The sequence below is a fragment of the Acidovorax sp. Leaf160 genome (assembly GCF_001424265.1).
Lineage (GTDB): Bacteria > Pseudomonadota > Gammaproteobacteria > Burkholderiales > Burkholderiaceae_C > Paracidovorax.
Genome location: NZ_LMOV01000012.1, coordinates 17,477 through 44,120, shown reverse-complemented (window position 1 = coordinate 44,120; position 26,644 = coordinate 17,477). Strand labels below are relative to the sequence as shown.

The following is a 26,644-nucleotide window of genomic DNA, read 5'->3' as shown; positions in this document are numbered from 1 at the left end:
CACCCCAGCGGGGAACCACCACGACTCCACCCACCCCACGCCGTCAGCGACGCCGCCGCTGGGCCACCGGCACGGTGGCCGCAGCCGGCTGCGGCGACGCGCGCCAGGGCGGCGCCATCAACCGCATGCCGTGCACGCGCTTGACCGCGACGACGGTGTAGGCGGCCCCGAGTATCGGCCACCAGCGCGCACCCAAACCGTCCATCCAGTCGAAACGGTCCAGCCAGCGCGTCTGGCCGACCGCAGGCCGGTAGCAGCCGAAGCTCAGGGAGTCGACCTCGAAATTCAGCAGCCGCAGCCAGTCGCGCATGCGGCCCGGCGCGATGAATTCGCCCACATCGGGCAAATACAGTTCGCCGCCCGCGTGGAAGCGCTGGTAGAGCCGGGCCCGGCGCTGGCGCAGCCCCCAGAGGCTCCACGGATTCAGGCCACTGATGACCACCCGGCCTTCGGGCACCAGCACCCGTTCGACCTCGCGCAGGGCCGCATGGGGGTCCACGCTCAGCTCGAGCGCGTGGGGCAAAAGCACCAGATCGATGCTGGCCGCGTCGAACGGCAGGGCCACCGGATAGGCCAGCAGGTCCGGTGCCGGCACCGGCGCGCCAGGCTCCGGCGGCAGGCGCGATTCCTCCAGCCCCAGGGCCAGCCAGCGGTGCGGCATGCGGTTGGCGCGCAGGCCCTGCAAGCCCGACATGCCCAGTTGGACGGCGTGATAGCCGAAGATGTCAGCCACCAGTTCGTCGTACTGTTGCTGCTCCCAGGCCAGCAGGTAACGGCCGGGGGGTGAGTCGAACCAACGGTGCAAACCTATAATTTCGTCGCTCATGAACTTGCTGCCGCTGCCCGCCTTTGCCGACAACTACATCTGGATGCTGCACGACGCGGTGGACGCCGTCGTGGTGGATCCCGGTGATGCCGCCCCGGTGTTCGAGGCACTGGGCCGCACCGGGCTGCGATTGCACGCGATTCTAGTCACGCACCACCATGCCGATCATGTCGGCGGAGTGGCGGCCTTGCGGGAGGCGACCGGCGCCCTCGTCTACGGGCCGGCGCATGAAACCATTCCCGAACCCGTCACGCGGCTGTCCCAGGGCGACGGGGTCACGGCCCTGGGCCTGCGGTTCGAGGTCTTCGACGTGCCCGGCCACACCAGCGGCCACATCGCCTACTACTGCGCCGACCTGGATGCGGCCTCGCCCGCAGCGCAGCACGCGGCCCTGGACGGCACCCAGCCGGACGGCGCGCGCCTGGGCGGCACACCTGCCGTCTTCTGCGGCGACACGCTGTTTTCCGGCGGCTGCGGCCGGCTCTTCGAGGGCACGCCCGCGCAGATGCAGGCATCGCTCGACACGCTGGCCGCCCTGCCCGGCGACACCCGGGTGTGCTGCGCGCACGAGTACACACTTTCGAACCTGCGTTTTGCCTATGCGGTGGAACCTGGCAACCAGGCCCTGCTCCATCACCTGTCCGAATGCGAGTCGCTGCGCGCCCGGGGGCTGCCCACGCTGCCTTCGCGCATGGCGACGGAACGCAACATCAACCCTTTTCTGCGCACCCGCGAGTCCGCCGTGGCCCAGGCCGCCCAGGCCTTCGACGCTCGCGTCAATCCTGCAGATGCCGTCCAGGTGCTGGCGGCGCTGCGTCAATGGAAGAACGATTTCCGATGAAGATGCTGAAGATTCTGGCCGTCGCCAGCCTGGTATGGCTGACCGGCTGCGCCACCACGGGCGCGCCCGGCGGACTGTCGTCCTCGTCCACCAACACGGAAAGCGGACTGCCGACGTCGTCGCAGATCCCCTCCGGCCCGCTGCGCCCCATCACGGCCGCCCAGGCCGGCAGCGGCGAGGTGATGTCGCTCTACGCACCGTCCGACCTGTGGGACCGCATCCGGCGCGGCTTCGCCATGCCGGACCTGCAGGGCGACCTGGTGACCGACCGCGAGCAGTGGTATGCCACCCGGCCCGACTACATGCAGCGCATGACCGAGCGCTCCAGCAAATACCTCTTTCACATCGTCGAGGAACTGGAGCGGCGCGGCATGCCGACCGAGCTGGCCTTGCTGCCCTACATCGAAAGCGCCTTCAATCCGCAGGCGGTTTCCAGCGTCAAGGCAGTCGGCATGTGGCAGTTCATGCCCGCGACCGGCAGCGACTTCGACCTGAAGCAGAACGCCTTCCGCGACGACCGGCGCGACGTGCTGGCCTCGACCCGTGCCGCGCTCGACTACCTGCAGAAGCTCTACGGCATGTTCGGCGACTGGCACCTGGCGCTGGCCGCCTACAACTGGGGCCAGGGCAACGTCGGCCGTGCCATCGCCCGCAATGAGAAGCTCGGCCTGCCCACCGGCTACACCGACCTCACCATGCCGGCCGAGACGCGCATGTACGTGCCCAAGCTGCAGGCGGTGAAGAACATCGTCGCCCGGCCGCAGGCCTTCAACACCGAATTGCCGCTGATCGAAAACCACCCCTTCTTCCAGGTGGTGGACATCACGCGCGACATGGACGTGTCGCTGGTGGCAAGCCTCGCCGGCATCCGCGAGTCCGACTTCCGCGCGCTCAACCCTTCGCTGCACAAGCCTGTGATCCTGGCGGCCGGCATGCCGCAGATCCTGCTGCCCTGGGACAACGCCCAGGTCTTCCGCAAGAATTTCGAAGCCCATTCCGAAGGCCAGTACGCCAGCTGGACGGTATGGACCGCCCCCACCAACCTGACGGTGGCCGCCGCTGCGCAGCGGGTGGGCATGGCCGAGGCCGACCTGCGCAGCGTGAACGGCATTCCGCCGCGCATGATGATCAAGGCCGGCTCCGCGCTGATGGTGCCGCGCGCGACCACCACGCGGCAGGACGTGTCGAGCCAGCTGGCCGACAACGGCCAGGTCGCCTTCACCCCGGAAATCGTCACCCGCCGCACCACCGTGCGCGCCGGCAAGCGCGAAACGGTGGCCAGCATCGCCCGCCGCTACAAGGTCACCGCCGACAACGTGGCCGACTGGAACGACGTGAAGGCGAACGCCTCGTTCAAGGCCGGCCAGGCCGTGGTGATGTACCTGCCGGTGCGCCTCGCAGCCACCTCCACTGCGCGGGTGCCGGCAGCCAGTGTGCGCAATACCTCTACGGCGTCCAAGCAGCAGGTCGCGCCGCGCACGACCAAGCAGGCCGCAGTGGCCCGCAAGGGCGGCACGCCCTCGAAGGTCAAGAAGCGCTGAGCGGCCTGCCGCCCTGCGCTCCCGGCGCGCCGGTCAGCGAGTGCCAGACGCCCCACCCACCCCACCCCTCGCCCCGCCCGCATGGGGCGGCAAGGTGGTAGGTGCCGGTCAGAAATGCAGGTTGCCCATGCCGATCAGGCCCAGGATGCCGATGACGATCAGGTAGAGCGCCACGATGATGTTCAGCAGCCGGGGCATCACGAGAATCAGGATGCCGGCGATGAGTGCGACGAGCGGGCCGATGCTGAGGTTGAGCGACATGACGGTTTCCTTGCAAGGAACAGGAACAGGAACGGGAGCGGCGTGCGGAACCGCTGCCGCGGCACGGCGACTCTAGCGCGCCGGCCCCTGCCGTGGCTGTCGGACGGTGGCGCAGTGAGCGAGCGCAGCGACCGAGTGACCGACCGACCTGGCGACCGAGCCATCGACCTGGCGTTCCACGCCGGAAGCGCTTTGCCGTCCGTCTGCTCAGATGGGCTCACCGGAAACTCCTGCCCCCGGGTTGCGACCGGGCCCCGACCCCGGCCAATCTGATGAAAACCCACTACAGGTTGAACTTGAGCTTCGCCTTGCGCACGTAGGCGTCGGTGAAGGTGGAGGCCAGGCCCACGCGGCCTGCGTCCAGTTCGGGCCAGAGGCGCGCCAGCGCGCGCAACGCGGTGGCGGGGCCATCCGCCGGCATGAGGCCATCGGGCGACAGCGTCTCGCGGTTGCGCTGGAAAGCGGCCAGATAGGCGCTGCGATCGCCCATCATGTGGTCGGCCGGCACGGCACGCGCCAAGTCGGCAGGCGATGCCGTCTGCAGCCACTTCAGTGCATGCACCAGGCCGTTGACCAGTGCCTGGGCCTGGGCGGGGCGCTGCTCGGCGAAAGCCGCCGGCACCAGCAGGCAGGCGGCCGGCATCGTGCCCGCGAAAAGTTCGGCCGACCCTTTCAGCGACCGCGTGTCGGCCAGCAGGCGGATGTCGCCCCGCTGCTCCAGCATGGTCATCAATGGGTCGGCATGGCAGAGCGCATGGACTGCGCCCTGGCGCAGCGCCGCCACCGCGCCCAGCCCCGAGCCCACGCCGACGAAGCGCACCTCGTCCAGCGAAGCGCCCGCCTGCGCCAGCCAGAGGCTCGCCAGGAATTCGGTCGATGAGCCGGCAGAGGACACGCCGACCCGCATGCCCTTGAACCGCGCCACGCTGCGCACGGGCCAGGTCCGCGTGGAGGCGCCCAGCGCCAGTTGCGGGGCTCGCCCCAGCACCGCCAGGCTGCGCAAGGCCTGGGGCGCGGTGCTGCCGGGAGCCGCAGCCCATCGCAGGCCGTGTTCGTATGCGGCGCAGCAGACGTCGGCGTCGCCGGCGCGCAGGGCCTGCAGCGCCAGGGCACCGCCCGCCTGGTCCACCAGCGAAACCGCCAGGCCTTCGCTCTTGAAAAACCCCATCGCGTCGGCGATGACGAGCGGCAGGTAGTAGAGCGTCCGGCACCCGCCCACCGCGATGCGCACCCGCGCCGGATCACCCGCCAGTGGCTGCGCCCGCAGCGCCCCGGGCACACCCCAGCACGCAGCGGCCGTAGCCAGCGCGGCTTGTGCGCCCCATTGGCGCCGGGTGACGGACGGTGTGGACATGAACGTGTCGAAGGAGAAAAACGGTTCGATGCTGCACTGCAGCATGGTGGCCGCCAGTGTGCATCAAGCCGGCCGGTTGCGTCTTGCCGGGTGAGTACTTACCGGGGTTTTTCCGGAGGGCGGCGCGGCCGGCCGCGCGGCGGGAGCGCCCATCAGCGATAGCCGACGAACAGAATGGCGATGTTCACCAACAGCCCTGCCGTCCAGACGATGCTGCGCGCCGTGGCCATGTCGCCCACATACATCGCGATGTAGGCCACCCGCAGCAGCACATAGCCGAGGGCCAGCATGTCCAGCCCCGTCTGCGGCGCCGCCAGCTGGTGGGCGATGACGACGGCCCCGATGAAGAAGGGCAGCGACTCGAAGCTGTTGGCCTGCGCGGCGTTGGCCCGGGCACGCCAGCCCGTCTGCCGCTCCAGCCAGGCCCGCGGATTGCCGTTGTCGGCGCGGCGGAAACTGCCGCGCTTGGCCAGCACCGCGCACAGCACCGGCAGCAGCGCGGCGATGAGCACGCACCAGTAGGCGGCCGTGAAGCGGGCTGCATGCAGAGTCGTGTTCATGGTGTCCGGAAGCTTTCAAGAGTGTTTTGAGCCGCCAGCGCTTGATATACCAGGGCCTTATGCTATTATTTTAATAGCAAATCACCCATCGTTGTGACTTTGCGAGGGCGGCCATGCGCCCCGCTGGCCGGACATTCCAGGCGGAACGTTCACCGCCGATCGACCAGCGCATGCGCGATCGTGCCCAAATCGACATATTCCAGCTCGCTGCCCACGGGCACCCCGCGCGCCAGCCGGGTGACGTGCACGCCGCGGCTCTTGAGCGTCTCGCTGATGGCATGGGCCGTGGCCTCGCCCTCGGCCGTGAAGCTGGTGGCCAGAATGACCTCCTGCACCACCCCATCGGCCGCCCGCTCTAGCAGTTGCTTGAAGCCGATGTCGCCCGGCCCCACGCCGTCGAGCGGCGAAAGCCGCCCCATCAGCACGAAGTAAAGGCCCTTGAACGCGCCAGTGCGCTCCAGCGCCGCCTGGTCGGCCGGCGTTTCCACCACCGCCAGCCGCGTGGCGTCGCGCTCCGGGTCCTGGCAGACCTCGCAGATCGCCGCCTCGGTGAAGGTGTGGCAGCGCTCGCAGTGCCGCACCGACTGCGTCGCCTCGTGCAGCGCCCGCGACAGCACGGCCGCCCCCGACCGGTCATGCTGCAACAGATGGAAAGCCATGCGCTGCGCGGACTTCACGCCGACCCCCGGCAGCCGCCGCAGCGCCTGGATCAGGGCATCAAGAGAACTGGTATCGGACATGGGATTCCTGGAGCGAGGGACAGCAAACGGCAGCGGGCACCGCCGACTGAACAGCGGCGCATCGGGCGTAGCGGGCGGGATCAGCTGCTAGGCGGACGGAGCACAGGAACCGGAACGTACTGGAAGTACGTGAGGATTCCGAGCACCGCCCAACGACGCAGATGGCCCGCGCAGTAGCCCACGCCCTCAAAAAGGGAATTTCATGCCGCCGGGGAGGCCTGGCATCCCCGCCGTCAGCTTGCCCATCTTCTCCTGCGACGTCTCTTCCGCGCGGCGCACGGCCGCGTTGAAGGCAGCTGCCACCAGGTCTTCCAGCATGTCCTTGTCTTCCGCCAGCAGGCTCGGGTCGATGGTCACGCGCTTGACGTCGTGCTTGCAGGTCATCAGGACCTTCACGAGGCCGGCACCCGATTCGCCTTCCACCTCGATGTGGGCGAGTTCGTCCTGGGCTTTCTTCAGGTTGTCCTGCATGGCCTGGGCCTGCTTCATGAGGCCGGCGAGTTGTCCCTTGTTGAACATGGCGGAATCCTTTGCGTTGTGTTGAAGAGGAAAGAGAGAAAGATGGAAAGAGAAAGCAGGAACGGGGCGCGGCGCGGCGCGGGCTGGAGGCGGCGGCGTCGCACGAGGCACGCAGCGCGCCACCCTTCTTGCGGCGCAGCGCCCGCCGCTCAAGCGGGCTTCACGCTGCCGGGCACGATTTTCGCGCCGAAGTCGCGGATCAATGATTGCACGTAGGGGTCGTTCTCGACGATTTCCTGCGCCACGCGCTGCCGCTCGGCCGCAGCATGGGCGTTGCGCCGCGCGGGGCTGTCGATCACCACACCCAGCTCCACGCTGATCTGGCTCGCATGGCCATGGGTTTCGAGGGCGCTGCGCAGGCGCTCGCGCGCGGTCGGCTGGTTCAGCGACTCCCGCTCCACCCGCAAAAGCCAATGGCCCGCGTCACGCGCCACCAATTGCGACTGCAGCGCCAGCTCGCGCACCAGCGCGGTGATGGCCTCGGCCGCGCAGAGCTGCTGCACCGTCGCATGCCAGACGTCGCCCTCGTCCGTGCGCGTGTAGCGTGCCGCAGCGGCCCGCCCGGTGGCGGCGGCCGAAGCTTGCAGGCGCATGCCGGGCTCGGGCACGTTGCGCACCGGGATGGCGACGAATTCAGGCGCGGCCTGCCCTGGTTCGTCCGGGGCCGGCGCGCGAGGTTGGCGGAAGTCTTCCGGCGACCGCACCGGCAACTGCACCGATTGCTGTACCGATGAATGCACCGATTGCTGCAGCGGGGCACTGTGTGGCGGCGCCGTGGCGGCCGCCGGGGCAGGCTGGGCCAGAGGTTCGGCTACCGTTTCTGCAACGTGGTGCGCAGGCGTCGGCGCGACCGTAGATGGCACATCCCGATCCGGGAGCACGGCGACATCCGCGTCTGCGGCAAGACCCTCGGCGTGGGACGACCCGGGCTGCGGCTCGGGGGAAGCGGTCGCGCCCGTGGCGGCCCGGGGGCCGTCTTCCGCGGTCCAGCCCCCAGGCGCCGCAGCGGTCGAAGGCCGCTCCGGGGCTGCTTGCGGCCCGCCAGTCGACGCCGGCGGGGCCGTTTCAGCCGGCGTCAGAGTTTTTTTTTCCGCGGTGCCTGCGGAGGCTGCGGTGGCGAGGTCGCCTGCGGCGGGCTTGAAGGCCAGCAACCGCAGCAAGGCCATGGTCAGCGCGGCGTACTCGTCCGGGGCCAGGCCCAGCTCGGCGCGGCCGTGCAGGCAGATGCTGTAGAGCAACTGGGTTTCGTCTGCCGGCATGCTGGCCGCCAGCCGCGCGATCTCCGCCGCCTCGGGGTCGCTTTCGTCAGCGTCGCCCGCGCGCTGCGGCACCGCCTGCAGCACCGCCATGCGCTGCAGCACGGCGCTCATCTCCTCCAGGGTGGAGGCGGCCGAAAGGCCGTTGAGCCGAAGGGCATCGGAGGTTTCCACCACCGTCCGCCCATCGCCCTGGGCCAGCGCACCGATCAGCCGGAAGACGTAGCTGCGGTCCACGCTGCCCAGCATCTGGCGCACGCCGGCTTCCTGCAGCTGGCCACTGCCGAAGGCGATGGCCTGGTCGGTCAGGCTGAGGGCGTCGCGCATGGAGCCGCGCGCCGCGCGCGCCAGCAGCCGCAGCGCGGAAGGCTCGGCGGGCACGTTTTCCTGGCCCAGCACGCGGGTCAGGTGATCGAGCACCGTCTCCGGCGCCATGGGCCGCAGGTTGAACTGCAGGCAGCGGCTCAGCACCGTCACCGGCACTTTCTGCGGGTCGGTCGTGGCGAGCACGAACTTGAGGTATTCGGGCGGCTCCTCCAGCGTCTTCAGCATGGCGTTGAAGGCGGTGTTGGTGAGCATGTGCACTTCGTCGATCATGAAGACCTTGAAGCGGCCCTGCACCGGCTTGTAGACGGCTTGCTCCAGCAGGCCCTGCACCTCGTCCACGCCCCGGTTGGAGGCGGCGTCCAGCTCGGTGTAATCGACGAAGCGGCCGCTGTCGATGTCGCGGCACGCCTGGCACACGCCACAGGGGGTGGCGGTGATGCCGCCCTGGCCATCCGGGCCCTGGCAGTTGAGCGACTTGGCCAGGATGCGCGACACGGTGGTCTTGCCCACGCCCCGCGTGCCGGTGAACAGGTAGGCGTGGTGCAGCCGCTGCTGGGTCAGCGCATTGGTCAACGCCTGCACCACGTGCTCCTGCCCCACCATTTCGGAAAAGTTCCTGGGGCGGTATTTGCGGGCGAGCACGAGGTAAGACATCCATGGGATTCTACGGGGGTCGGGAGCACCCCCGGCGGCCTCCCGGCGCCAACCCTTGCTTGCAGGCTGGGCGAGCGTGCTTCACGGACCAGAGACCGCCCGACGTGCCCGGATCGCAGCGGTGGCCACCGCGGGGTGTCGCGCCTGACGCCCCGACCGGAATCACCGGGGCTGCCGGCCTCCGTCCACGGTTCACTGCGTTTCGTGTGGCCTTTGCGGCGGGGCGGCCTCACAGTCGCTACAATCGGCGTTGACGGGCCTCCCCGCATGGTGAAGCAGCCAAACGGGTCAGGTGGGGAACCAAGCAGCCCTAACTGCAGAGTCAGTGCCGGGGGTAAGGCTCGTCAACTTCTTCTTTTCAGGTTTCTGCCAGCGGGTTTGCGCAACGCGGCCCGGTTCAACCGGCGAAACCTGACACACCCCGCTCCTCAGTCAGCCGCGCCAGCCCAGCCGGGCTGCCCGGCACCGGCTGACGGACGACCCGGCCTCAGCGGCCGGGAGGGTTCATCGTCCCAGCCACTGCGCCGCGCCTTCGCCCGCCGCCTGTCCGCTCGCCCAGCAGGCGGTGAGCAGATAGCCCCCGGTGGGCGCTTCCCAATCCAGCATTTCGCCGGCGCAGAACACGCCGGGCAGGGAAGTCAGCATCAGCCCGCCATCCAGCGCCTCGAACGGCACCCCACCCGCCGTGCTGATGGCCTCGTCCAGCGGGCGGGTCGCCACCACGGTGATGGGCAGGGCCTTGATGGCGCGGGCCAGCGCCACCGGGTCGTTCACGCCCTCCTTGCCCAGCTGCTCGTACAGGATGGCGCTCTTGATGCCGTCCAGGCCCAGCCGGCTCTTCAGGTGGCTGCCCAGGCTGCGCGAGCCGCGCGGGTGGCGCACCTCGACCAGCACCCGCTCGGGCGCGTGGTCCGGCAGCAGGTCGAGCGTGAAGGTGGCGTGCCCGTGTGCTTCGATCTCGTCGCGCAGCAGGTGCGACGCGGCGTAGATCAGGCTGCCTTCCACGCCGGTGGCGGTGGCCACGAACTCCCCGCGCCGCTCGAAGTGCCGGCCCTGGCTGTCGGTGAAGGCGATGGCGACGGACTTGAAGGGCTGGCCCGCGAAGCGCTCCGTAAAGAACGGAGTCCATCCCGTGGCGGGCTGCGGCTGGCGGCCCAGCAGTTCGCGGAAGAAGTCGCGGCGGGTTTCGCCGACCGGGCCGCCGCCGGGCTCGGCCAGGCGCGGAACTTCGAACCCGCAGTTCGCAGGCCGCAGCGGAGCGACCGCCACGCCGCGCTGTTCCAGCAACGGCACCCAGGCGCCGTCGGAGCCCAGCCGCGCCCAGCTGGCGCCGCCCAGCGCCAGCACCACCGCGCGGGCCTGCACCCGCAGCTCGCCCGCAGGCGTGGCCAAGCGCAGGCCCGGGGCTGCGATCCCGGGTGCCGGCTCAGCCTCTGCCTCGGCCCACCCGACCCAGCGATGCCGCATGTGGAACTGCACGCCCTGCCCGCGCAGCCGCTGCAGCCAGGCGCGCAGCAGCGGCGCGGCCTTCATGTCGGACGGGAAGACCCGCCCCGAGCTGCCGACGAAAGTTTCCACGCCCAGCCCGGCGGCCCATTCGCAGACCTGCTGGGGCCCGAAACGCTGCAGCATCGGCAACAGCGCGGCCGCCCGCTCGCCGTAGCGGCCGACAAACGGCTCGAACGATTCGGAGTGGGTCAGGTTCAGCCCACCCTTGCCGGCCAGCAGGAACTTGCGCCCCACCGAGGGCATGCCGTCGAACACGTGCACGGCATGGCCCGCGCGGGCCAGGGCCTCTGCCGCCATCAGGCCGGCCGGCCCGCCGCCGACCACGGCGACGTCGCAGACGATGGGCTGGGCAGCAGGCGCCAGGGATGCGGAGGAAGTTTCGAAAGCGCTCATGGCCAAGGATTTCTGGAAAGGGAAAGACAAAAAATGGATCGGTCAGCAGACAAAAAATGCAGGCCCTCAGGTGGATCGCCCTGCCGGCGCGATTGCCCGAGAGGGGCCCGGCTCAAAACAGCGACTGCTGCCCTGACGCGTCTTGCGGCGGCGGCGGCGGCGGCCGAGGCACATCCTCGTCCAAAGCCGCAGAGCTGCGTGTCGGCGCCCCTCCGGTGTGCGGTGTCGGCTGCGGGGCCACAGCGCCTCCAGCGGATGCCTGCGCGGCGATGACCGATGGCCCGTCCACCTCCACCAGCCGCCCGTCGCCGGACAGGAAGGCGGCGGACACGGGCTCGTCACCGACCTGGGCTTGCACCGCTGTGCGGTAGAGGCGCAACTGCGCCATCAGCTGCGGTCGATGTTCTGGCTGGGCGGCGCTCTTGTAGTCGAGCACCCACCAGCGGGCTGGCGATTGTGCCGTGGCGCGGCGCCGCACCAGCCGATCGAGGCGCAGGCTCTGCCCTTGGTACACCAGCGGGGCTTCGTTCACCGCGCGGTCGATCTGCGCAGCGTCCCATGCCCAGGCGCCCTCCCCCGCCAGAATCCGCCGCGCCATCGCGGCCGCGGCGCTCGCCGCCTCGGCGGTGAGATCGAAGTCGCGCGTCAGCTGGCCGATGCGTGCCGGGCCCCAGCCCGTGCCGCGCAGCACCTCCAGCGGCTGGCCGGCGACCCCCGCCTGCTCCAGCAGCTGGTGCATGGCTTCGCCCTGGCGGCTGACCAGCGTGGAAGCCTCGGCCAGGGCGCGCTGGTGCGCCGCCAGTTCGGGTCGGGCGGAGACGGCTAGGGTGACCTTCGGCAATTCGGCCAGCGTGACGCAGTCCGCCGCGCCTGTGCCGGCCTTGTTCTCAGCCACCGCCTGCGCGCCGTCTGCACGCTCCAGCGGTGCATCCACGGACGGCGCAACGGAGTCCTCCACGTCGGTGAGCAGTGGCGCAAGCCGGTTCCACCAACTGCCCGGCAGCGCGGTGGACGACTGCACGCATGAGAGCGCCAGGCAGTGCTTGGCGCGCGTCATGGCCACGTAGAGGGTGTTGAGCTCCTCGCGCTGGCGCTCGGCCAGTTCGGCCGCCAGCACGTCCTGCGCACTGGGCGGCGGACTCGACTCGCTGGCCATGAAGACGAAGCGACGCGGCACGGCGTCCTGCCCCGGCCAGTCCACCAGCGCGCCCATGGTCTCGGCCTTCTGGGGGCGGGCGTCGGTGTCGAGCAGCAGCACGGTGTGCGCTTCCAGCCCCTTGGCGCCGTGGATGGTCAGCAGCCGCACGGCCTGCGGGTCGGCCCGGCCGGGTGCCCGCATCCCCGGGCGCTTCATGGCACGCACGAAGGCATAGGGCGTCAGATAGCGGCCGCCTTCCAGCTGCAGCGACGCTGCCTGCAGCGCCCGCAGGTTGGCCAGCACCCCCGCGCGCTGCGTGGGCGGCGCGGCGGCGGCAAAGCGCGCCAGCACGTCGCCCGCGGCATAGATGGCATGCAGCGCGTCGTGCGGCGGCAGGCCGTCCACCCAGCGGCGATATTGGGCCAAAACAGGCCCGAGCGCTTGCAAATCAAGGGGCAGCAGCTCTGTTTTTTGTAGCAAATCGAACCAGCTGCTGGCGGCGTGCTCGGGCTGGCGGCGCAGCACGGCCAGTTCCACCAGCGCCGCGTCGGGCAGGCCAAAGAGCGGCGAGCGCAGCGCGCGGGCCAGGGACAGATCGTGCCCGGGCGACACCAGCACATCCAGCAGCGCCACCACGTCCTGCACCTCGGGCGCCTCGCCCAGGTCGGCCTTCTCGGGCTGCACGCAGGGCACATGCAGATCGCGCAGCGCGTCCTGCAGCGCGGTCAGCCGGTCGCGCTTGCGGGCCAGCACCATGATCTCGCGCGGCGGCACGCCGGCGGCAATGCGGGCGGCCACCCAGCGGGCCGCCTGGGCGCATTCGCGCATGCGCAGGGTTTCCTCGGGCTCGTGGCGGGGCTGGGTCAGGCTGTCGCGCCAGGCCAGCGGGTCAGGGCCCGCTGCGCCTGCCGCATCGCCGGCGCCGTCTTCGGACGTGACCGGCGGCAGGCGCAGCAGCGTGCCCGGGTCCTGCGATTCGGTCGTGTGGTCGCGGAAATTGGCGTACTCGCCCGCTGCCTGCGCGGCCTGCATGGCGGTGTTGACCCCCGCGATCACGCCCTGAGCGTTGCGGCGCGTGTGGTCGCAGCTCAGCAGGTCGCCGCCCAGCCCTTCGCGCACGAAGGCTTGGGCGGCCAGGAACACCTGCGGCTCCGCCCGGCGGAATCGGTAGATGCTCTGCTTGGGATCGCCCACGATGAACACGCTGGGCGCGTGCTGGCCGCCGCCGGAGCCGGCATAGCCCGACAGCCAGGCATGCAGCGATTGCCACTGCAGCGGATTGGTGTCCTGGAACTCGTCGACCAGCAGATGCCGCACCCGCGTGTCCAGGCGCTCCTGCACCCAGCCGCTCAGCACGTCGTCGGACAGCATCACCAGCGCGGTGCGCTCCACGTCGTTCATGTCTACCCAGCCGCGCTCGCGCTTGAGCGCGCCGAAGGCGTCGATCAGGCTGCGTGTCAGCCGCGCCATGCGCTGCTGGTGCAGCCAGGCTTCGTGCTGGCGGCGTGCCTGCAGCAGGCGCTGCAGTTCGGGTTCGGCCTCCTGCGCGGCGGGAAACTTCTCCAGGTTCTTGCTGAGGCGGTCTTCCTTGGCAACGAAGAAGGCGCGCCGCAGGCGGTCCAGCCGCTGGTCCGGATCGGCACAGGCCCAGGCATCGATGACCGCATCGGCCGCCTTCTGCGGCGTCTTGTTCGCCTCTGCGCCGAGCGCCCGCGCCCAGCCCAGCCAGCGCGCCTGCACAGCCTCGCCTTCGAGCGCGTGCGCGGGGGTGGGCAGGTCGGCCAGCGCGTCGTCCAGCGCGCCGAAGGGCGGCACCGACGCATCGACCACGCCGGCTTCGTCCGCCAGGGTGAACTCCACGCGCTTGGACAAGGCGCTCACCAGCGCCTTGTGCGTCTGCGACCGGCCATGGCAGGCGACGGCGGTCGCGTAGTCGGCGCGCAGGCCCGGGTCTTTGGCCACGGCCTGCAGGAACGGACGCCACACCTCGCCCACGGCTTGCGCGTCGTCTTCCAGCAGCTCGAAATGCGCCGGCAGCCCCCGCGCCTGCAGCACCGCCAGCGGCGCCGTGCCCAGCAGCGCGGCGAACCAGCTGTGGAAGGTGCGGATCTGCACCGGCCGGCCGGCGTCCAGCATCTGCCGGTAGAGCTTCTGGAGCGGCTCGCGCTGCTCCCGTGCGCGCTGCGGACTGATTCCGCGGGCGATCAGCTCGCCTTGCAGGCGCTCCAGCGGCGCGTCGGCGAATTCCTCCAGCCATTCCTGCAGCCGCTGGCGCATCTCGCCCGCCGCTTTCTTGGTGAAGGTGATGGCCAGGATCTCGTGCGGCGCGCAGCCGTCCAGCAAGGCCCGCAGCATGCGGGACACCAGCATCCAGGTCTTGCCCGCGCCTGCGCAGGCTTCCACCGCGACGCTGCGCTGCGGATCGCAGGCGATGGCGTAGAAGGCCTCCCGCGACACGGGGCGGCCGTTGTGTTCATAGGCGGCTTGCACGCGCACCTCCCTCATGGGTCTTCATCACTGCGCCAATCGCCGAAGCGGGCGATGCCTCAAACCGGCGCAGCTCAGGCCGGCAGACGCCGCGCAAGGGCCGGCCCGCCGCGCTGACGTCGCCTCCCTTCCCGGCGCAAACCAAGGGACCGGGGCATGCAGGGAGCGCCTCAAGGAGGGGTCCTCTCATGCCCAGAAATCCTTGCGGCAAAGGCCCCGCGCCGCGCACCACTCGCACACGGCTCCCTCGCCCAGCGCCGGCATTGGCGCACCTGCGGCGATGCGCGAGAAGTCGTGCAGGATGCCCTCCACCAGCTGGTCGCGCAGTGCGACCACGTCTTCCTGTTCGTGGGTGCGCGTTTCGCCCCGCTCGCCTACGTTGACGTAGGCGGCCCGCAGCGTGTCGTCGCCCAGCAGCGCGGCGTAGAAGGCCAGTTGCGTGTCTTCGGCACCCGCGTTCACCCGGCGCCGGGTGACGGTGTCGTTCTCGGTCTTGTAGTCGATCACCAGCGTGGCCGGCTCGCCACCGCCCGCGGGATGGACGGCGTCGATGCGGTCGAGCTTGCCCACCAGCTGCAGGGGCCCGAGCGGCTGCGACGCGGCCACCTCGGCGCGGCGAAAGCTGGCGCCCTGCGCTTCGTGGCCGGCAAGCCATTCCAGGTACCCGTCGCGCAGCGCCGGCCAGCCGGACGCGAACGGCAGGAAGTCGCCCGCGTCGTCCAGCCGCTGGGCCTGGGTGGTGTGCTCGGCCGCCGCGTCCATCAGCGCGCGGCGCGCCTCCGGGCCGGCAGCCGGGTCTTGGTGCAGGGCCTCGTGGAAGTGCTGCAGCACGGCATGCAGCCAGTTGCCGAAGTCGCGCTTGTCGACTTCCGCACCCAGCTCGTCCGACTCCTGCAGCTGCAATTGGCGAAGCGCGAAGAAGCGATAGGGGCAGTGCCGCAGGTCGGAATAGGCGGTGGAAGACAGCTGAGACACCGGCAGGCGTTCACCCGTCGGCAGCGGGCGGGGCACCGGCGCCACGGGCACGGAGCGGCTCTGGCGGCAGTCGCTGCCGTCGGCCGCAAGGCCATCGAGTTGCAGCGCCAGCACCAGCGGGCTGGCCAGCAGCGGCTCGCCGCCTTCGTCGCCGGTGCGCCAGAGGATGTCGACGAAGGGTGTACGCAGCGCGCCCTGCCATGCGGCGCGCTGCGCGGCTTCGAGCGCGGAACGCAGTGGCAGCCCCAGGCCCTCGCGCTGCGCCTGCGTCCACTCGCCGGGCGGCTCCGGCGCGGCCTGCAGGCGTTTTTCGTCGCAGCCGGGCAGTACCAACGCGCAGAAGGGGCGCGCCAGCAGTTGCGGCAAGGGCATCACGACCACCGGCGCCTGTGCCAGGTAGTCGGGCCGATAGCGGCCCGCTTCCAGCACCTCGTTGACCCAGCGGGTGAAATCGACGAGGCCCATGCGGCGGCCTGCGCCCGAAAGCGCCTGCAGGTCGGCGTCCAGCCCCTCGTCCAGCCGCAGTTCCGCGATCACGCGGCTGCCCGCGGCATCCGCCTGCAGGCCCGCCCACAGGCCGCAGTCCTGCAGCAGTCCGCGCAGGGCTGCCAGCCAGGCGGGGAGCGGGCGCGCCGCCTGCATGGGTTCGCGCCAGGACTGGGCCTGGCCCACCAGCGCGGCGGCGCCCTCCAGGGCCGGATCGCGTGCGGATTCGATGGCGCGGGCAGCACTCCAGCGGCGCGGGCCGGCACGGCGCAACCATTTCTCCAGCGTGCGCAGCGCAGCGGGGGACACGGCGGGCAGCTGCTTGAGCCAGTCCAGCACCTGGTCGGCGCCGGCATCCCAGGCGCAAGCGCGCAACGCCGACATCACGTGCGCGGCCGACCGCGTGGTGGACAGCGTCCAGCCGTTCTCGTCATGCACGGCGACACCCGCACCATCCAGCAGCGCGCTGATGCGGCGGGTGAGCGCGCGGTCGGTCGGCGCCAGCGCGACGGGCACGCGTCCGCTGTCCAGGTGGCGCAGCACGCAGGCGGCGGCGCGCTGCGCTTCGTCTTCCGCGTCGAGGGCCGGGTGCAGCATGGCGGGCCGGGCGTCCTCACGGGACGGGGCACCGGCCTGCAGCGCGGCAGGCAGGCTGATGCACAGCGCCCGATCGCTCCAATGCGTCAGCAGCGACTGCGCCAGCGCGTCGGGCTGGTAGCCCTCCAGCACCACCAGCGCTTCGGTGCTTTCGCGCACGGCCGGCTCGAACAGCACGTCGCCGGAATGCGGCGAGGCCAGCACCCATTCCAGCGCGACCCGGGCGGCAGCGGACTCCAGCCGCAGCGCCGCACTGCCGTCGCCGCCGGCCGGCAGCAAGGCCCGGGCGGCCGTTGCCCAGTCTTCCCGCGCGGTGGGCGGCACGGCGGCCACCACGCCGCACAGCTGCGCGGCCATCTCCAGCAGCGGGCCGGCCAGCACGTCGCGGTAGTCGGCCAGGCCGGCGCGCTCCAGCAGGTCACGCGCGTTCACCGAATCCCGGGCCACCTCGCCCGTGAAGTCGGCGCCCTGCGGCTGGGGCGCGCCCAGCTGGCGCGACCAGTTGCGGGTGGTTTCGAAGCGGGGCGCAAAACCGTCGGGAAAGTGGCTCGCCCATTGGCGGCGGCCTTCGGCCATCAGCTGGGCATAGGGCACCAGCACCACGCAGGCCGCCAAGTGCGCGCCGCGGTCTGCCGCATGCGCATGCACACGCTCCAGCACGGCCCGCCAGGCGCGGTCCGACGCATGGTTTTTCGCTATGACAGTCATAGCGGGGGAGCCGCTTGCCGTCACGCGATGCAGGGAATCGGTTTCTGTCACAATGACCAGACTTTATACGTCCCTGCCCACCCACCTGCACAAATCAAGGAAATCCGCCATGGCAAGCGAACTCATCAAACACATCTCCGACGCCAGTTTTGAAGCCGACGTGCTCAAGTCGGGCAACGCGGTGCTGGTGGACTACTGGGCCGAGTGGTGCGGCCCCTGCAAGATGATCGCTCCCATCCTGGACGAGCTGGCCGGCACCTACCAGGGCAAGCTGACCATCGCCAAGATGAACGTGGACGAGAACCGCGAGATCCCCGCCAAGTTCGGCATCCGCGGCATCCCCACGCTCATGCTGTTCAAGAACGGCGAGCTGGCCGCCCAGAAGGTCGGCGCGCTGAGCAAGGCCCAGCTGGCCGCCTTCATCGACCAGAACCTGGGCTGATCGGCCCGCTGGCAGGGGGCCGACCCGCGATCCGCGCGGCCGGCCTGCCAGATCACCTCACCCTCCAGCCTCCGTCCCATCCGCCAGCCGGCCGCGCTCGCCGCCCGCCCCTCTGATGACCGAGGCCGCCAGACAACGATCCATGCGGGTCCCTCTGATTTTTTTCCTGTCATAATCTCCAGCGATCACCGGCCTGCACGCATAGGCTGCCGGTTCCAGATCCCAGGCTCGCCAGGCTCGCACGACGGCCCCCACGGCGCTCAAAGCCCCCTCCCCCTCTGCTCTGATTCACATCCACTCCGCCAAGGAGTCTCCCCATGCACTTAAACGAACTCAAGGCACTGCACGTGTCTGAAGTCCTCAAGCAGGCCGAAGAGCTTGAGATCGAAAACACCGGCCGCATGCGCAAGCAGGAATTGATGTTCGCCATCATCAAGAAGCGGGCGAAGGCGGGCGAGCAGGTGTTCGCCGATGGCGTGCTGGAGATCCTGCCCGACGGGTTCGGCTTTCTGCGCAGCCCCGACACCAGCTACACGGCCAGTACGGACGACATCTACATCTCGCCCAGCCAGGTGCGCCGCTTCAACCTGCACACCGGCGACATGATCGAAGGCGAAGTGCGCACGCCTAAGGACGGCGAGCGTTATTTCGCGCTCACCAAGCTCGACAAGGTCAACGACGGCCCGCCGGAGCAGAACAAGCACAAGGTGATGTTCGAGAACCTGACGCCGCTGTTCCCCAAGGAACAGATGAAGCTGGAACGCGACATCAAGGGCGAAGAGAACATCACCGGCCGCATCATCGACATCGTCTCGCCCATCGGCCGCGGCCAGCGCGCCCTGGTGGTGGCCCCGCCCAAGAGCGGCAAGACGGTGATGATGCAGCACATCGCGCACGCCATCACGGCCAACAACCCCGACGTGCACCTGATGGTGCTGCTGGTGGACGAGCGCCCTGAAGAAGTGACCGAGATGCAGCGCTCGGTGAAGGGCGAAATCATCGCCTCCACCTTCGACGAGCCCGCCGCCCGCCACGTGCATGTGGCCGAGATGGTGATCGAGCGCGCCAAGCGCCTGGTCGAACTGAAGAAGGACGTGGTGATCCTGCTGGACTCCATCACCCGCCTGGCCCGCGCCTACAACAACGTCGTGCCCTCTTCCGGCAAGGTGCTGTCGGGCGGCGTGGACGCTGCTGCGCTGCAGCGCCCCAAGCGCTTCTTCGGCGCAGCCCGCAAGGTCGAGGAAGGCGGCTCGCTGACCATCATCGCCACCGCGCTGGTCGACACCGGCAGCCGCATGGACGAAGTGATCTTCGAAGAGTTCAAGGGCACCGGCAACTGCGAAGTGCACCTGAGCCGCCGCCTCTACGAAAAGCGCGTGTTCCCCGCCATCGAGCTCAACAAGAGCGGCACCCGCCGCGAAGAGCTGCTGCTGCCGCCCGAGATCCTGCAGAAGACCCGCATCCTGCGCCAGTTCATGTACAACATGGACGAGATCGAGTCGATGGAGCTGATGATCAAGAACATGAAGGCCACCAAGACCAACGTGGACTTCTTCGACATGATGCGTCGGGGCGGCTGAGCGCCGGCCCGGGCTCTCTCGAAAAAAACCACACCGCAGCCCGCCATGCCATAATGGCGGGCTTTTTCTTGCGGAAAGTACGCCGGACTGGCCGGCGCGGCTCCCGCACTTGCATCAGAAGGAAGATCATGAAAGAAGGCATTCACCCCAACTACCGCGAAGTGTTGTTCTCGGACCTGTCCAACGGCTTCAAGTTCGTGACCCGTTCGTGCGTCAACACGAAGGAAACCGAAACCTTCGAAGGCAAGGAATACCCGCTGTTCAAGCTGGATACGTCCTCCGAGTCGCACCCCTTCTACACCGGCACGCAAAAGTCGGTGGACAACATGGGTGGCCGCGTCGAGCGCTTCCGCAACCGTTTCGGCAAGACCACCACGGCAGCGAAGTAAAGCCCTGGCCGCCACGGGCGGCCTGTGCTGTGGCACCATGCCCGGCACCGCGCCACCCCACGGCCCAGAGAAGGCAGCCCGGTTCGCCGTGCTGCCTTTTTTCATGGCGCCCGGCCGATGTCTTCCGGTGCGCCAGGCTCCCCGGGCCGACGCCTTTCCCCTTCGCTTTGACCTGACCGCCGCGTGATCCAACCGACCCCCGCCATCGTGCCCCAGAGCGCCGTGCGCGCCCTGCCGCGCTGGGCCTTGCTGCTGCTGTGCCTCGCCTATGTGGTGCCTGGATTCGTCGGCCGCGACCCGTGGAAGAGCGCGGACATCACGGCCTTCGGCTACATGCGCGAACTGGCTCTGGGCCACACCCCGTGGGGCGCTCCGCTGATGGCAGGCCTGCCGCCCGATACCGATGGCCTGCTGCCCTACTGGCTGGGCGCCTGGGCGATCCAGTGGACGTCCGGCTGGCTGGCGCCCGAGATGGCCGCCCGCCTGCCGTTCATGGCCCTGCTGGCCGTCACGCTGGCCGCCACCTGGTACAGCGTCTACCACCTGGCGCGCAGCCCGGGCGCGCAGCCGGTCGCGTTCGCCTTCGGCGGCGAAGCCAACCCGGCCGACTATGCCCGCACCCTGGCAGACGCCGGCCTGCTGGCGTTGATCGCCTGCCTGGGCCTGGCCCAGCTGTCGCACGAAACCACCAGCTACGTCACGCAGCTGACCTGCACCGCGCTGCTCTTCCATGCCGCCGCCGCGCTCCCCGTGCGCACCACCGGCCCGCTCATCGCCGCCACGGCAGGGCTGGGCGGACTGGTGCTGAGCGGCGCACCCGCCATGGCCGCCCTGCTGGGGGCCGGCGGCGCCCTGCTGGTCGGCACCACGGCCGCGGCCACGCCGCGCCGCCGCTGGCCCTGGGCGGCCGCCCTGCTGGCGCTGACGCTGCTGTCGGCCTGGCTGGCCTGGCGGCTCGACCTCTGGCGCTGGCGCATCGTCGACTCTGAGGGCGCCAAGGAGTGGGACAGCCTGGCCCGTCTGCTGCTGTGGTTTTCCTGGCCGGCCTGGCCCCTGGCGATCTGGACCGTCTGGCGCTGGCGCCGGCAGATCGTGAGCCAGGAGCGCCACCGCCATCTGCTGCTGCCGCTCTGGTTCGTCGCGGTGTCGGTGGGCGCCACGCTCACCACCCGCCCCGCCGACCGCGCGCTGATGCTGGCCCTGCCCGCCATGGCGGCGCTGGCCGCCTTCGCCTTGCCGACCCTGCGGCGCAGCATCTCCGCGCTCATCGACTGGTTCACGCTGCTGTTCTTCAGCGCTTCGGCCATCGCGATCTGGGTGATCTGGCTGGCGGTGCAAACCGGCGTGCCGGCCAAGCCGGCCCGCAACATCGCCCGCCTGGCGCCCGACTTCGTCGCATCGTTCTCGGCCGTGCAGTTCGCGGCCGCCCTTGCGGCCACGCTGGCCTGGTGCGCCCTGGTGTGGTGGCGCGCGGCACGCAACCGCGCGCCGCTCTGGAAAAGCCTGGTGCTACCGGCCAGCGGTGCCACGCTGGGCTGGCTGCTGCTGATGACCCTGTGGCTGCCGCTGCTGGACCATGGCCGCAGCTACCGGTTGCAGATGCAGGCCGTGCGGGCGGTGATGGGGGATGCGCCCGGCTGCGTGGCGACCTACGGTCTGGGACGCTCGCAAATCGCGGCGCTGATCTATCACGGCGAGCTGGACCTGGCCAGCAGCCAGCAAAGCGCCGGCTGCAACTGGCTGGTGGCGGACGCCGCCGCCAGCCCGCCCTACGCCTCGGTGCTGCCACGGCGCGAGTGGACACCGGTCGCCAACATCATGCGGCCGACCGACAGGAACGACCGGGTGGTCGTGCTTCGCCGCACGCCGCCGCAGCGCTGATGAGCGAGCGCGCCACGGTGCTGCGCCACGCCGGCACCGTGCTGGCGGGCCAGCTGGCCGTCATGGCTTTCGGCGTCACCGACACCATCGTCGCCGGCCGGCATTCCGAAGCCGCGCTGGCGGCGCTGTCCATCGGCTCGGCGGTATTCATCAGCGTCTATGTATCGCTGATGGGCGTGCTGCAGGCCCTGCTGCCGGTGTGGGCCGAGCAGCGCGGCGCCCAGGCGCAAGCGGCCATGGGCGCCAGCGTGCGGCAATCTCTGTACCTCTGCCTGGCGCTGACGGCCGTGGGCATGGCGGTGCTGCTGTTCCCCGGTGCGCTGCTGCGCTGGACGCAGGTGCCCGAAGCCTTGCGCGGCGTGGTGGAGCAGTACCTGCGCATCCTCGCGTTCGCGCTGCCGGCCTCGCTGCTGTTTCGCATCTACAGCACGCTGAACCAGTCGCTCGGCCATCCCCAGTTCGTCACCTGGCTCCAGCTGGGTTCACTGGCGCTGAAGATTCCGCTGTCGATCGGGCTGGCGTTCGGCAGCTTCGGCATCCCGGCACAGGGCGCGACGGGCTGCGCCTGGGCGACCTTGCTGGTCAACTACAGCCTGCTGGCGGTGGCGGCTTGGATGCTGCGCTCCCGCACCATGTACGCGCCGCTGGCGCTCTGGCGCCGGCTGGAACGGCCCGACTGGGGCCAGCTTGCGCGCTTCGTGCGACTGGGCGTGCCGGCGGGCCTCTCCATCCTGGTGGAAGTGACCTCGTTCACGCTGGTGGCGCTGTTCGTCGCGCGCCAGGGCACGCTGGCTTCGGCATCGCACCAGATCGCCTCCAACCTGGCGGCCGTGCTCTACATGGTGCCGCTGTCGCTCGCCATCGCCACCAGCGCCCGGGTCAGCTTCTGGCGCGGCGCAGGCGACGAGGACCGCGCCCGCGCGCTGGTCTGGATGGGTTTTCGGCTCGCAGCGCTCATAGGCATTGGGCTTTCAGCTATATTATTAATAGCAAAAGAGCCTATCGCCGCCTGGTACTCTCGCGACGCCCAGGTGGTGCTGGCCGCGGCAAGCCTGCTGCCCTGGGTGGCGGGCTACCACGCGGCAGACGCCCTGCAGACCGTCTGCATCTTCGTCCTGCGCAGCTACCGCGTGACCATTGCTCCGCTGGTGGTGTACTGCGTGCTGCTCTGGGGCGCCGGGCTCGCGGGCGGCTATGTGTTGGCCTACCACGGCGTGGGCCGCTGGCCGCCTCAAGCATCGCCCGCACCGTTCTGGGCCGCCAGCGCGGCGGCGCTGGCCATCACGGCGATGGTCTTCACCGCCATGCTGGCACGGGTGCTCCGGCGCGCGGCGTCCGAACGCCCCGCCTGATCAGGCAGCCAGCCGGGGCGTGGCGTCGGCCCGTACCGACAGCGGCTGCTGGGGCAGCAGCCGCTGGGCCGGGAAGGTGACGGAGAACACCGAGCCCTGCCCCAGCGTGCTGGTGATGTGCAGCGTGGCGCCGTGCCGCTGCACCACGTGCTTGACGATGGCTAGGCCCAGGCCGGTGCCGCCGGTCTCGCGCGAGCGGCTGCGGTCCACCCGGTAGAAGCGCTCGGTCAGGCGAGGTATGTGCACCGCCTCGATGCCCGGACCCGTGTCGCGCACCGAAAAGCGCGCCCGGCCATCTTCCAGCCGCTCCCACCTCACCTCGATGCGGCCACCCAGCGGCGTGTAGCGCACCGCGTTGTTCACCAGATTCGACAACGCGCTCTGCAATTCGACCGCCGAGCCGGCGACCTGCCCCGCCGCGCGCAGTTCCTGCGCATCCGGGAACACGAACACGTGCTCGCGCTGCTGCGCATGGCCCAGCATGGCCGAAAGCGCCCGGCCTTCGTCCTCGCAGCGGCGCAGCAGGGTTTCGACCGGTGTCCAGTCGTGCAGGCTGGGCAGCGGGCTGCCTTCCAGCCGCGAGAGGGTGAGCAGGTCCTGCACCACGCTCTGCATGCGGGCGGCCTGCTGAGCCATCATGCCCAGATAGCGCTCGCGCTCTTCTTCCGCCAGCCGCAGGGTCTGCAGGGTCTCGACGAAGCCCATCAACACCGTGAGCGGCGTGCGGATCTCGTGCGACACGTTGGCGACGAAGTCGCGCCGCATGGCCTCGGCCTGTTCCAGCGCGGTCACGTCGCGCGACAGCAGCAGCCGGCGCCCGTCGCCATAGGGGTGCACCTGCACCGAGATGCGTACCGGCCGCGACGCCGTGCTGTCGCGGCCCTGCAGCACCACGCTCTGGGCAAAGTCCTGCCCGCCGAAGTAGGCCGTGAAGTCGGGGTCGCGCACCAGGTTGCCGATGGTCTGCATGAGGTCGCGCTCGGCGTCGAAGCCCAGGTGGTTGGCGGCCGTCTGGTTGCACCATTCGATGTGGCCCTGTGCGTCCAGCAGCACCACGCCGTTGGGCGATGCCTGCAGCGCTTCCAGAATCTCGGCGATGCGGCGCTCGGCGCTTTCGATCTGCTGGTCGCGCTGGCGCAGCAGGCGGCGGGCGCGGTCGGCCACCTCGCCCCAGCTGCCGCGCAGCCGCGGCGCGCGGGCGATGTCGCCCTCCCGCAGCCAGGCCAGCACGCGCGCGCTGCGCCACCAGTCCCACACGAACCAGGCCCAGGACGCGACGCCAGCCCCGAAAACGGCGGCCCACGGGCCGCCCCGCCACCAGCCCAGCGCGGCGCCGGCCGCCTGGAACATCAGGAAATAGAAGATTCGCGAAAGCATGGATGTGCAGGCACAGACGGACGGGCCAGGACAGGGCCGTGAGGTGCGGTATCACTCCTCAGGAGCCCACAGGGATGCTTGCAGCGCCCGGCCGCGTGGCCGCAGCCACGCCGTACGCCGGATGCGATGCGCCGGAATTCACGCCTGCATCAGCCGCTGGGGCTGCGCCGTCAGCCGGTAGCCGGCGCCGCGCACGGTTTCCACCATCACGCCGGCCGCCCCCAAGGCTTCGCGCAGGCGCTTGACATGCACGTCCACCGTGCGCTCCTCGATGAACACATGGTCGCCCCACACCTTGTCGAGCAGCTGCGCACGGCTGTGCACACGTTCGGAGTGGGTCATGAGGTAGTGCAGCAGCTTGAACTCGGTCGGGCCGACCTTGATCTGCTGGCCCTGGTAGCTCACGCGGTAGGTGGCGGCGTCCAGCACCAGCTCGGCGATGGTGACGCTCTCGCCGGCCTGTTCGGGCGCGCGGCGGCGCAGCACGGCGCGGATGCGCGCCAGCAGCTCCTGCGTGGAAAAGGGCTTGGTGATGTAGTCGTCGGCACCGGCATCGAGGCCCGCCACCTTGTCGGGCTCGTCGCCTCGGGCGGTGAGCATCAGGATCGGGATGGGCTTGGTGCGGCTGTCGGCACGCCACTTGCGCGCCAGCTGCAAGCCGCTCTGGCCGGGCAGCATCCAGTCAAGCAAGATGACATCGGGCAGCACGGCGTCCAGCTCGCGTTGCGCCGACTCGCCGTCTTCCGCCCAGATCGGCGCGAAGCCGTTGTGGCGCAGGTTGACGGCGATCAGTTCGGCAATGGCCGACTCGTCCTCGACGATCAGCACGCGGGGAAGTTTCTTCATGCGATGCACCTGCCTTTCACAGCAAGGCCGATTCGATCTCGTCCATGGTGGTGTGCCGCACATCCTTGCCCTTGACGAGATAAATGATCAGCTCGGCCACATTCTTCGAATGATCGCCGATCCGCTCGATCGCCTTGGCCAGGAACAGCAGGTCCAGGCTGGCGGAGATGGTGCGCGGGTCTTCCATCATGTAGGTGATGAGCTTGCGCACGAAGCCGTCGAACTCCTGGTCGATCAGGTCGTCTTCCTTCAGGATGGCGACCGCCGCCTTGGTGTCCAGGCGCGCGAACGCATCCAGCGCCTTGCGCAGCAGGCCCGAGGCCAGGTCGGCCGCGACACGCAGGTCCGACGAGGGCAGCGAGCGCGCGGCCCCGCTCTCGATGATGGACTTGACCATGCGCGCCATCTTGGTCGCCTCGTCGCCCATGCGCTCCAGGTTGGCCGTGGCCTTGGAGAACGCGATCAAGAGGCGCAGGTCGCGCGCGGTGGGCTGGCGGCGGGCGATGATGGACGAGAGCTCATGGTCGATTTCGACTTCCATCATGTTCACGCGCAGCTCGATCGATTCGACCTGCGAGGCCGCTTCCACGCTGAACTGCGAAAGCGCGTAGACGGCCTGGCGGATCTGCGACTCGACCAGGCCGCCGAGTTCCATCACCCGGGCGGAGATGTTGTTGAGTTCGCTGTCGAACTGGGACGAGAGATGTTTTTCTGTCATGGCATTGCCTCCTGCCGGCGCTGTGGGGCCGGGGTGTGGATGGGAGCGAAAGCGCGGCGCGGCGGCTGGGCCGCGCACACCCGCCGAATCAACCGAATCGGCCGGTGATGTAGTCCTCGGTTTCCTTGCGCTGCGGCTTGAAGAACATCTGCTCGGTCTCGCCGAATTCGACCAGATCGCCCAGGTACATGTAGGCGGTGTAGTCGCTGCAGCGCGCGGCCTGCTGCATGTTGTGGGTCACGATGACCACCGTGTAGTCGTTCTTCAGCTCGGCGATCAGCTCTTCCACCTTGGCGGTGGAGATCGGGTCCAGCGCCGAGCAGGGCTCGTCTAGCAGCAGCACTTCGGGCTTGATGGCGATGCCGCGGGCGATGCACAGCCGCTGCTGCTGGCCGCCGGAGAGGCCCGAGCCGCTCTGGTTCAGCTTGTCCTTGACCTCGTTCCAGAGCGCCGCCTTGCGCAGCGCCCATTCCACGCGGTCGTCCATGTCGGTGGCGTTCAGGCTCTCGAACAGCTTCACGCCGAACGCGATGTTGTCGTAGATGGACATGGGAAACGGCGTGGGCTTCTGGAACACCATGCCGACCTTGGCGCGGATCAGCGCCACGTCCTGCTTGCTGGTCAGCAGGTTCTCGCCGTCCAGCACGATCTGGCCTTCGGCGCGCTGCTCGGGGTACAGCTCGAACATGCGGTTGAAGGTGCGCAGCAGCGTCGACTTGCCGCAGCCCGACGGGCCGATGAAGGCCGTGACCTTGTTCTCGGGAATGTCGAGGTTGATGCCCTTGAGGGCGTGGAACTTGCCGTAGTAGAAGTTCAGGTCGCGCACCGTGATCTTGGGGGCGGCAGGCGCGGCGTTCTTGATGAGAGGCATGTCGTATTACCTGAAA

General features: G+C 69.7%; 21 protein-coding genes and 1 other RNA gene. 8 read left to right on the top strand and 14 right to left on the bottom strand.

What is annotated here, in order from left to right:
* Positions 1–43: 43 nt before the first annotated feature.
* Complete coding sequence (locus tag ASF94_RS06745) at positions 44–826, bottom strand: class I SAM-dependent methyltransferase (protein ID WP_056663471.1); 783 nt, start codon at positions 824–826, stop codon at positions 44–46.
* Between ASF94_RS06745 and gloB the strand changes: the two genes are divergently transcribed.
* Together gloB and ASF94_RS06735 are read left to right on the top strand one after the other, a co-directional pair.
* Entirely contained in the window at positions 825–1,667 is an 843-nt protein-coding gene (gene gloB / locus ASF94_RS06740) for a hydroxyacylglutathione hydrolase (protein ID WP_056663469.1), read from the top strand. The genes ASF94_RS06745 and gloB overlap by 2 nt on opposite strands.
* Entirely contained in the window at positions 1,664–3,208 is a 1,545-nt protein-coding gene (locus tag ASF94_RS06735; RefSeq protein ID WP_056663465.1) for a transglycosylase SLT domain-containing protein, read from the top strand. Before gloB ends, ASF94_RS06735 begins: the two co-directional genes overlap by 4 nt.
* 108 nt (positions 3,209–3,316) lie before the next feature.
* Here the strand turns inward: ASF94_RS06735 and ASF94_RS20730 are convergent, their stop codons facing one another.
* The 6 genes from ASF94_RS20730 to dnaX all read right to left on the bottom strand — a co-directional run bounded on the left by ASF94_RS20730 (position 3,317) and on the right by dnaX (position 8,879).
* Positions 3,317–3,469 (bottom strand): DUF3096 domain-containing protein, encoded by a 153-nt coding sequence (locus tag ASF94_RS20730; RefSeq protein ID WP_082493032.1) that lies wholly within the window; start codon positions 3,467–3,469, stop codon positions 3,317–3,319.
* Between the two features lie 283 nt (positions 3,470–3,752).
* On the bottom strand, positions 3,753–4,823 hold the full coding sequence (locus ASF94_RS06730; protein ID WP_056664780.1) for an ABC transporter substrate-binding protein: 1,071 nt from the start codon (positions 4,821–4,823) through the stop codon (positions 3,753–3,755).
* A 152-nt stretch (positions 4,824–4,975) separates the two neighbouring features.
* Positions 4,976–5,383, bottom strand: coding sequence for an MAPEG family protein (locus ASF94_RS06725; protein ID WP_056663462.1), 408 nt, complete (start codon positions 5,381–5,383; stop codon positions 4,976–4,978).
* Between the two features lie 149 nt (positions 5,384–5,532).
* Positions 5,533–6,123 (bottom strand): recombination mediator RecR, encoded by a 591-nt coding sequence (recR, locus tag ASF94_RS06720; RefSeq protein ID WP_056663460.1) that lies wholly within the window; start codon positions 6,121–6,123, stop codon positions 5,533–5,535.
* A 186-nt stretch (positions 6,124–6,309) separates the two neighbouring features.
* Positions 6,310–6,642 carry a YbaB/EbfC family nucleoid-associated protein gene (locus ASF94_RS06715; RefSeq protein WP_056663457.1) on the bottom strand — a complete coding sequence of 111 codons (333 nt, stop codon included), beginning with the start codon at positions 6,640–6,642 and terminating at the stop codon, positions 6,310–6,312.
* Positions 6,643–6,791: 149 nt separating this feature from the next.
* Positions 6,792–8,879 carry a DNA polymerase III subunit gamma/tau gene (dnaX, locus tag ASF94_RS06710; RefSeq protein WP_056663450.1) on the bottom strand — a complete coding sequence of 696 codons (2,088 nt, stop codon included), beginning with the start codon at positions 8,877–8,879 and terminating at the stop codon, positions 6,792–6,794.
* A 252-nt stretch (positions 8,880–9,131) separates the two neighbouring features.
* On the opposite strand from dnaX, the gene ffs reads away from it, so the two are divergent.
* Positions 9,132–9,228, top strand: an RNA gene (gene ffs / locus ASF94_RS20725) — signal recognition particle sRNA small type.
* A gap of 155 nt (positions 9,229–9,383) precedes the next feature.
* Here the strand turns inward: ffs and ASF94_RS06705 are convergent.
* The 3 genes from ASF94_RS06705 to ASF94_RS06695 form a co-directional block, all read right to left on the bottom strand.
* Positions 9,384–10,781 carry a TIGR03862 family flavoprotein gene (locus tag ASF94_RS06705; protein ID WP_056663446.1) on the bottom strand — a complete coding sequence of 466 codons (1,398 nt, stop codon included), beginning with the start codon at positions 10,779–10,781 and terminating at the stop codon, positions 9,384–9,386.
* 112 nt (positions 10,782–10,893) lie between these two features.
* Positions 10,894–14,424: an exodeoxyribonuclease V subunit beta gene (locus ASF94_RS06700; protein WP_056663443.1), complete on the bottom strand. Its 3,531-nt coding sequence runs from the start codon at positions 14,422–14,424 to the stop codon at positions 10,894–10,896.
* Between the two features lie 168 nt (positions 14,425–14,592).
* Complete coding sequence (locus ASF94_RS06695) at positions 14,593–17,172, bottom strand: PD-(D/E)XK nuclease family protein (RefSeq protein WP_056663440.1); 2,580 nt, start codon at positions 17,170–17,172, stop codon at positions 14,593–14,595.
* 109 nt (positions 17,173–17,281) lie between these two features.
* Between ASF94_RS06695 and trxA the strand changes: the two genes are divergently transcribed.
* The 5 genes from trxA to ASF94_RS06670 all read left to right on the top strand — a co-directional run bounded on the left by trxA (position 17,282) and on the right by ASF94_RS06670 (position 22,816).
* The gene (trxA, locus tag ASF94_RS06690) at positions 17,282–17,614 is read left to right on the top strand and encodes a thioredoxin TrxA (protein WP_056663437.1); all 333 of its coding nucleotides are present in this window, start codon (positions 17,282–17,284) and stop codon (positions 17,612–17,614) included.
* Between the two features lie 317 nt (positions 17,615–17,931).
* Complete coding sequence (gene rho, locus ASF94_RS06685) at positions 17,932–19,194, top strand: transcription termination factor Rho (RefSeq protein ID WP_056663434.1); 1,263 nt, start codon at positions 17,932–17,934, stop codon at positions 19,192–19,194.
* A 128-nt stretch (positions 19,195–19,322) separates the two neighbouring features.
* Positions 19,323–19,583 carry a type B 50S ribosomal protein L31 gene (locus ASF94_RS06680; protein WP_056663431.1) on the top strand — a complete coding sequence of 87 codons (261 nt, stop codon included), beginning with the start codon at positions 19,323–19,325 and terminating at the stop codon, positions 19,581–19,583.
* Positions 19,584–19,766: 183 nt separating this feature from the next.
* Positions 19,767–21,464, top strand: a complete 1,698-nt coding sequence (locus ASF94_RS06675) for a hypothetical protein (protein WP_056663429.1) — start codon at positions 19,767–19,769, stop codon at positions 21,462–21,464.
* Positions 21,464–22,816: an MATE family efflux transporter gene (locus tag ASF94_RS06670; protein WP_056663426.1), complete on the top strand. Its 1,353-nt coding sequence runs from the start codon at positions 21,464–21,466 to the stop codon at positions 22,814–22,816. The genes ASF94_RS06675 and ASF94_RS06670 overlap by 1 nt, the downstream gene beginning before the upstream one ends.
* Here the strand turns inward: ASF94_RS06670 and phoR are convergent, their stop codons facing one another.
* The 4 genes from phoR to pstB all read right to left on the bottom strand — a co-directional run bounded on the left by phoR (position 22,817) and on the right by pstB (position 26,628).
* Positions 22,817–24,193 (bottom strand): phosphate regulon sensor histidine kinase PhoR, encoded by a 1,377-nt coding sequence (phoR, locus tag ASF94_RS06665; RefSeq protein ID WP_056663423.1) that lies wholly within the window; start codon positions 24,191–24,193, stop codon positions 22,817–22,819. It abuts the gene before it with no gap.
* Between the two features lie 138 nt (positions 24,194–24,331).
* On the bottom strand, positions 24,332–25,039 hold the full coding sequence (gene phoB, locus ASF94_RS06660) for a phosphate regulon transcriptional regulator PhoB (RefSeq protein WP_056663420.1): 708 nt from the start codon (positions 25,037–25,039) through the stop codon (positions 24,332–24,334).
* 16 nt (positions 25,040–25,055) lie between these two features.
* Positions 25,056–25,757, bottom strand: a complete 702-nt coding sequence (gene phoU, locus ASF94_RS06655) for a phosphate signaling complex protein PhoU (protein ID WP_056663411.1) — start codon at positions 25,755–25,757, stop codon at positions 25,056–25,058.
* Positions 25,758–25,845: 88 nt separating this feature from the next.
* On the bottom strand, positions 25,846–26,628 hold the full coding sequence (gene pstB / locus ASF94_RS06650; RefSeq protein ID WP_056663409.1) for a phosphate ABC transporter ATP-binding protein PstB: 783 nt from the start codon (positions 26,626–26,628) through the stop codon (positions 25,846–25,848).
* Positions 26,629–26,644 lie beyond the last annotated feature (16 nt).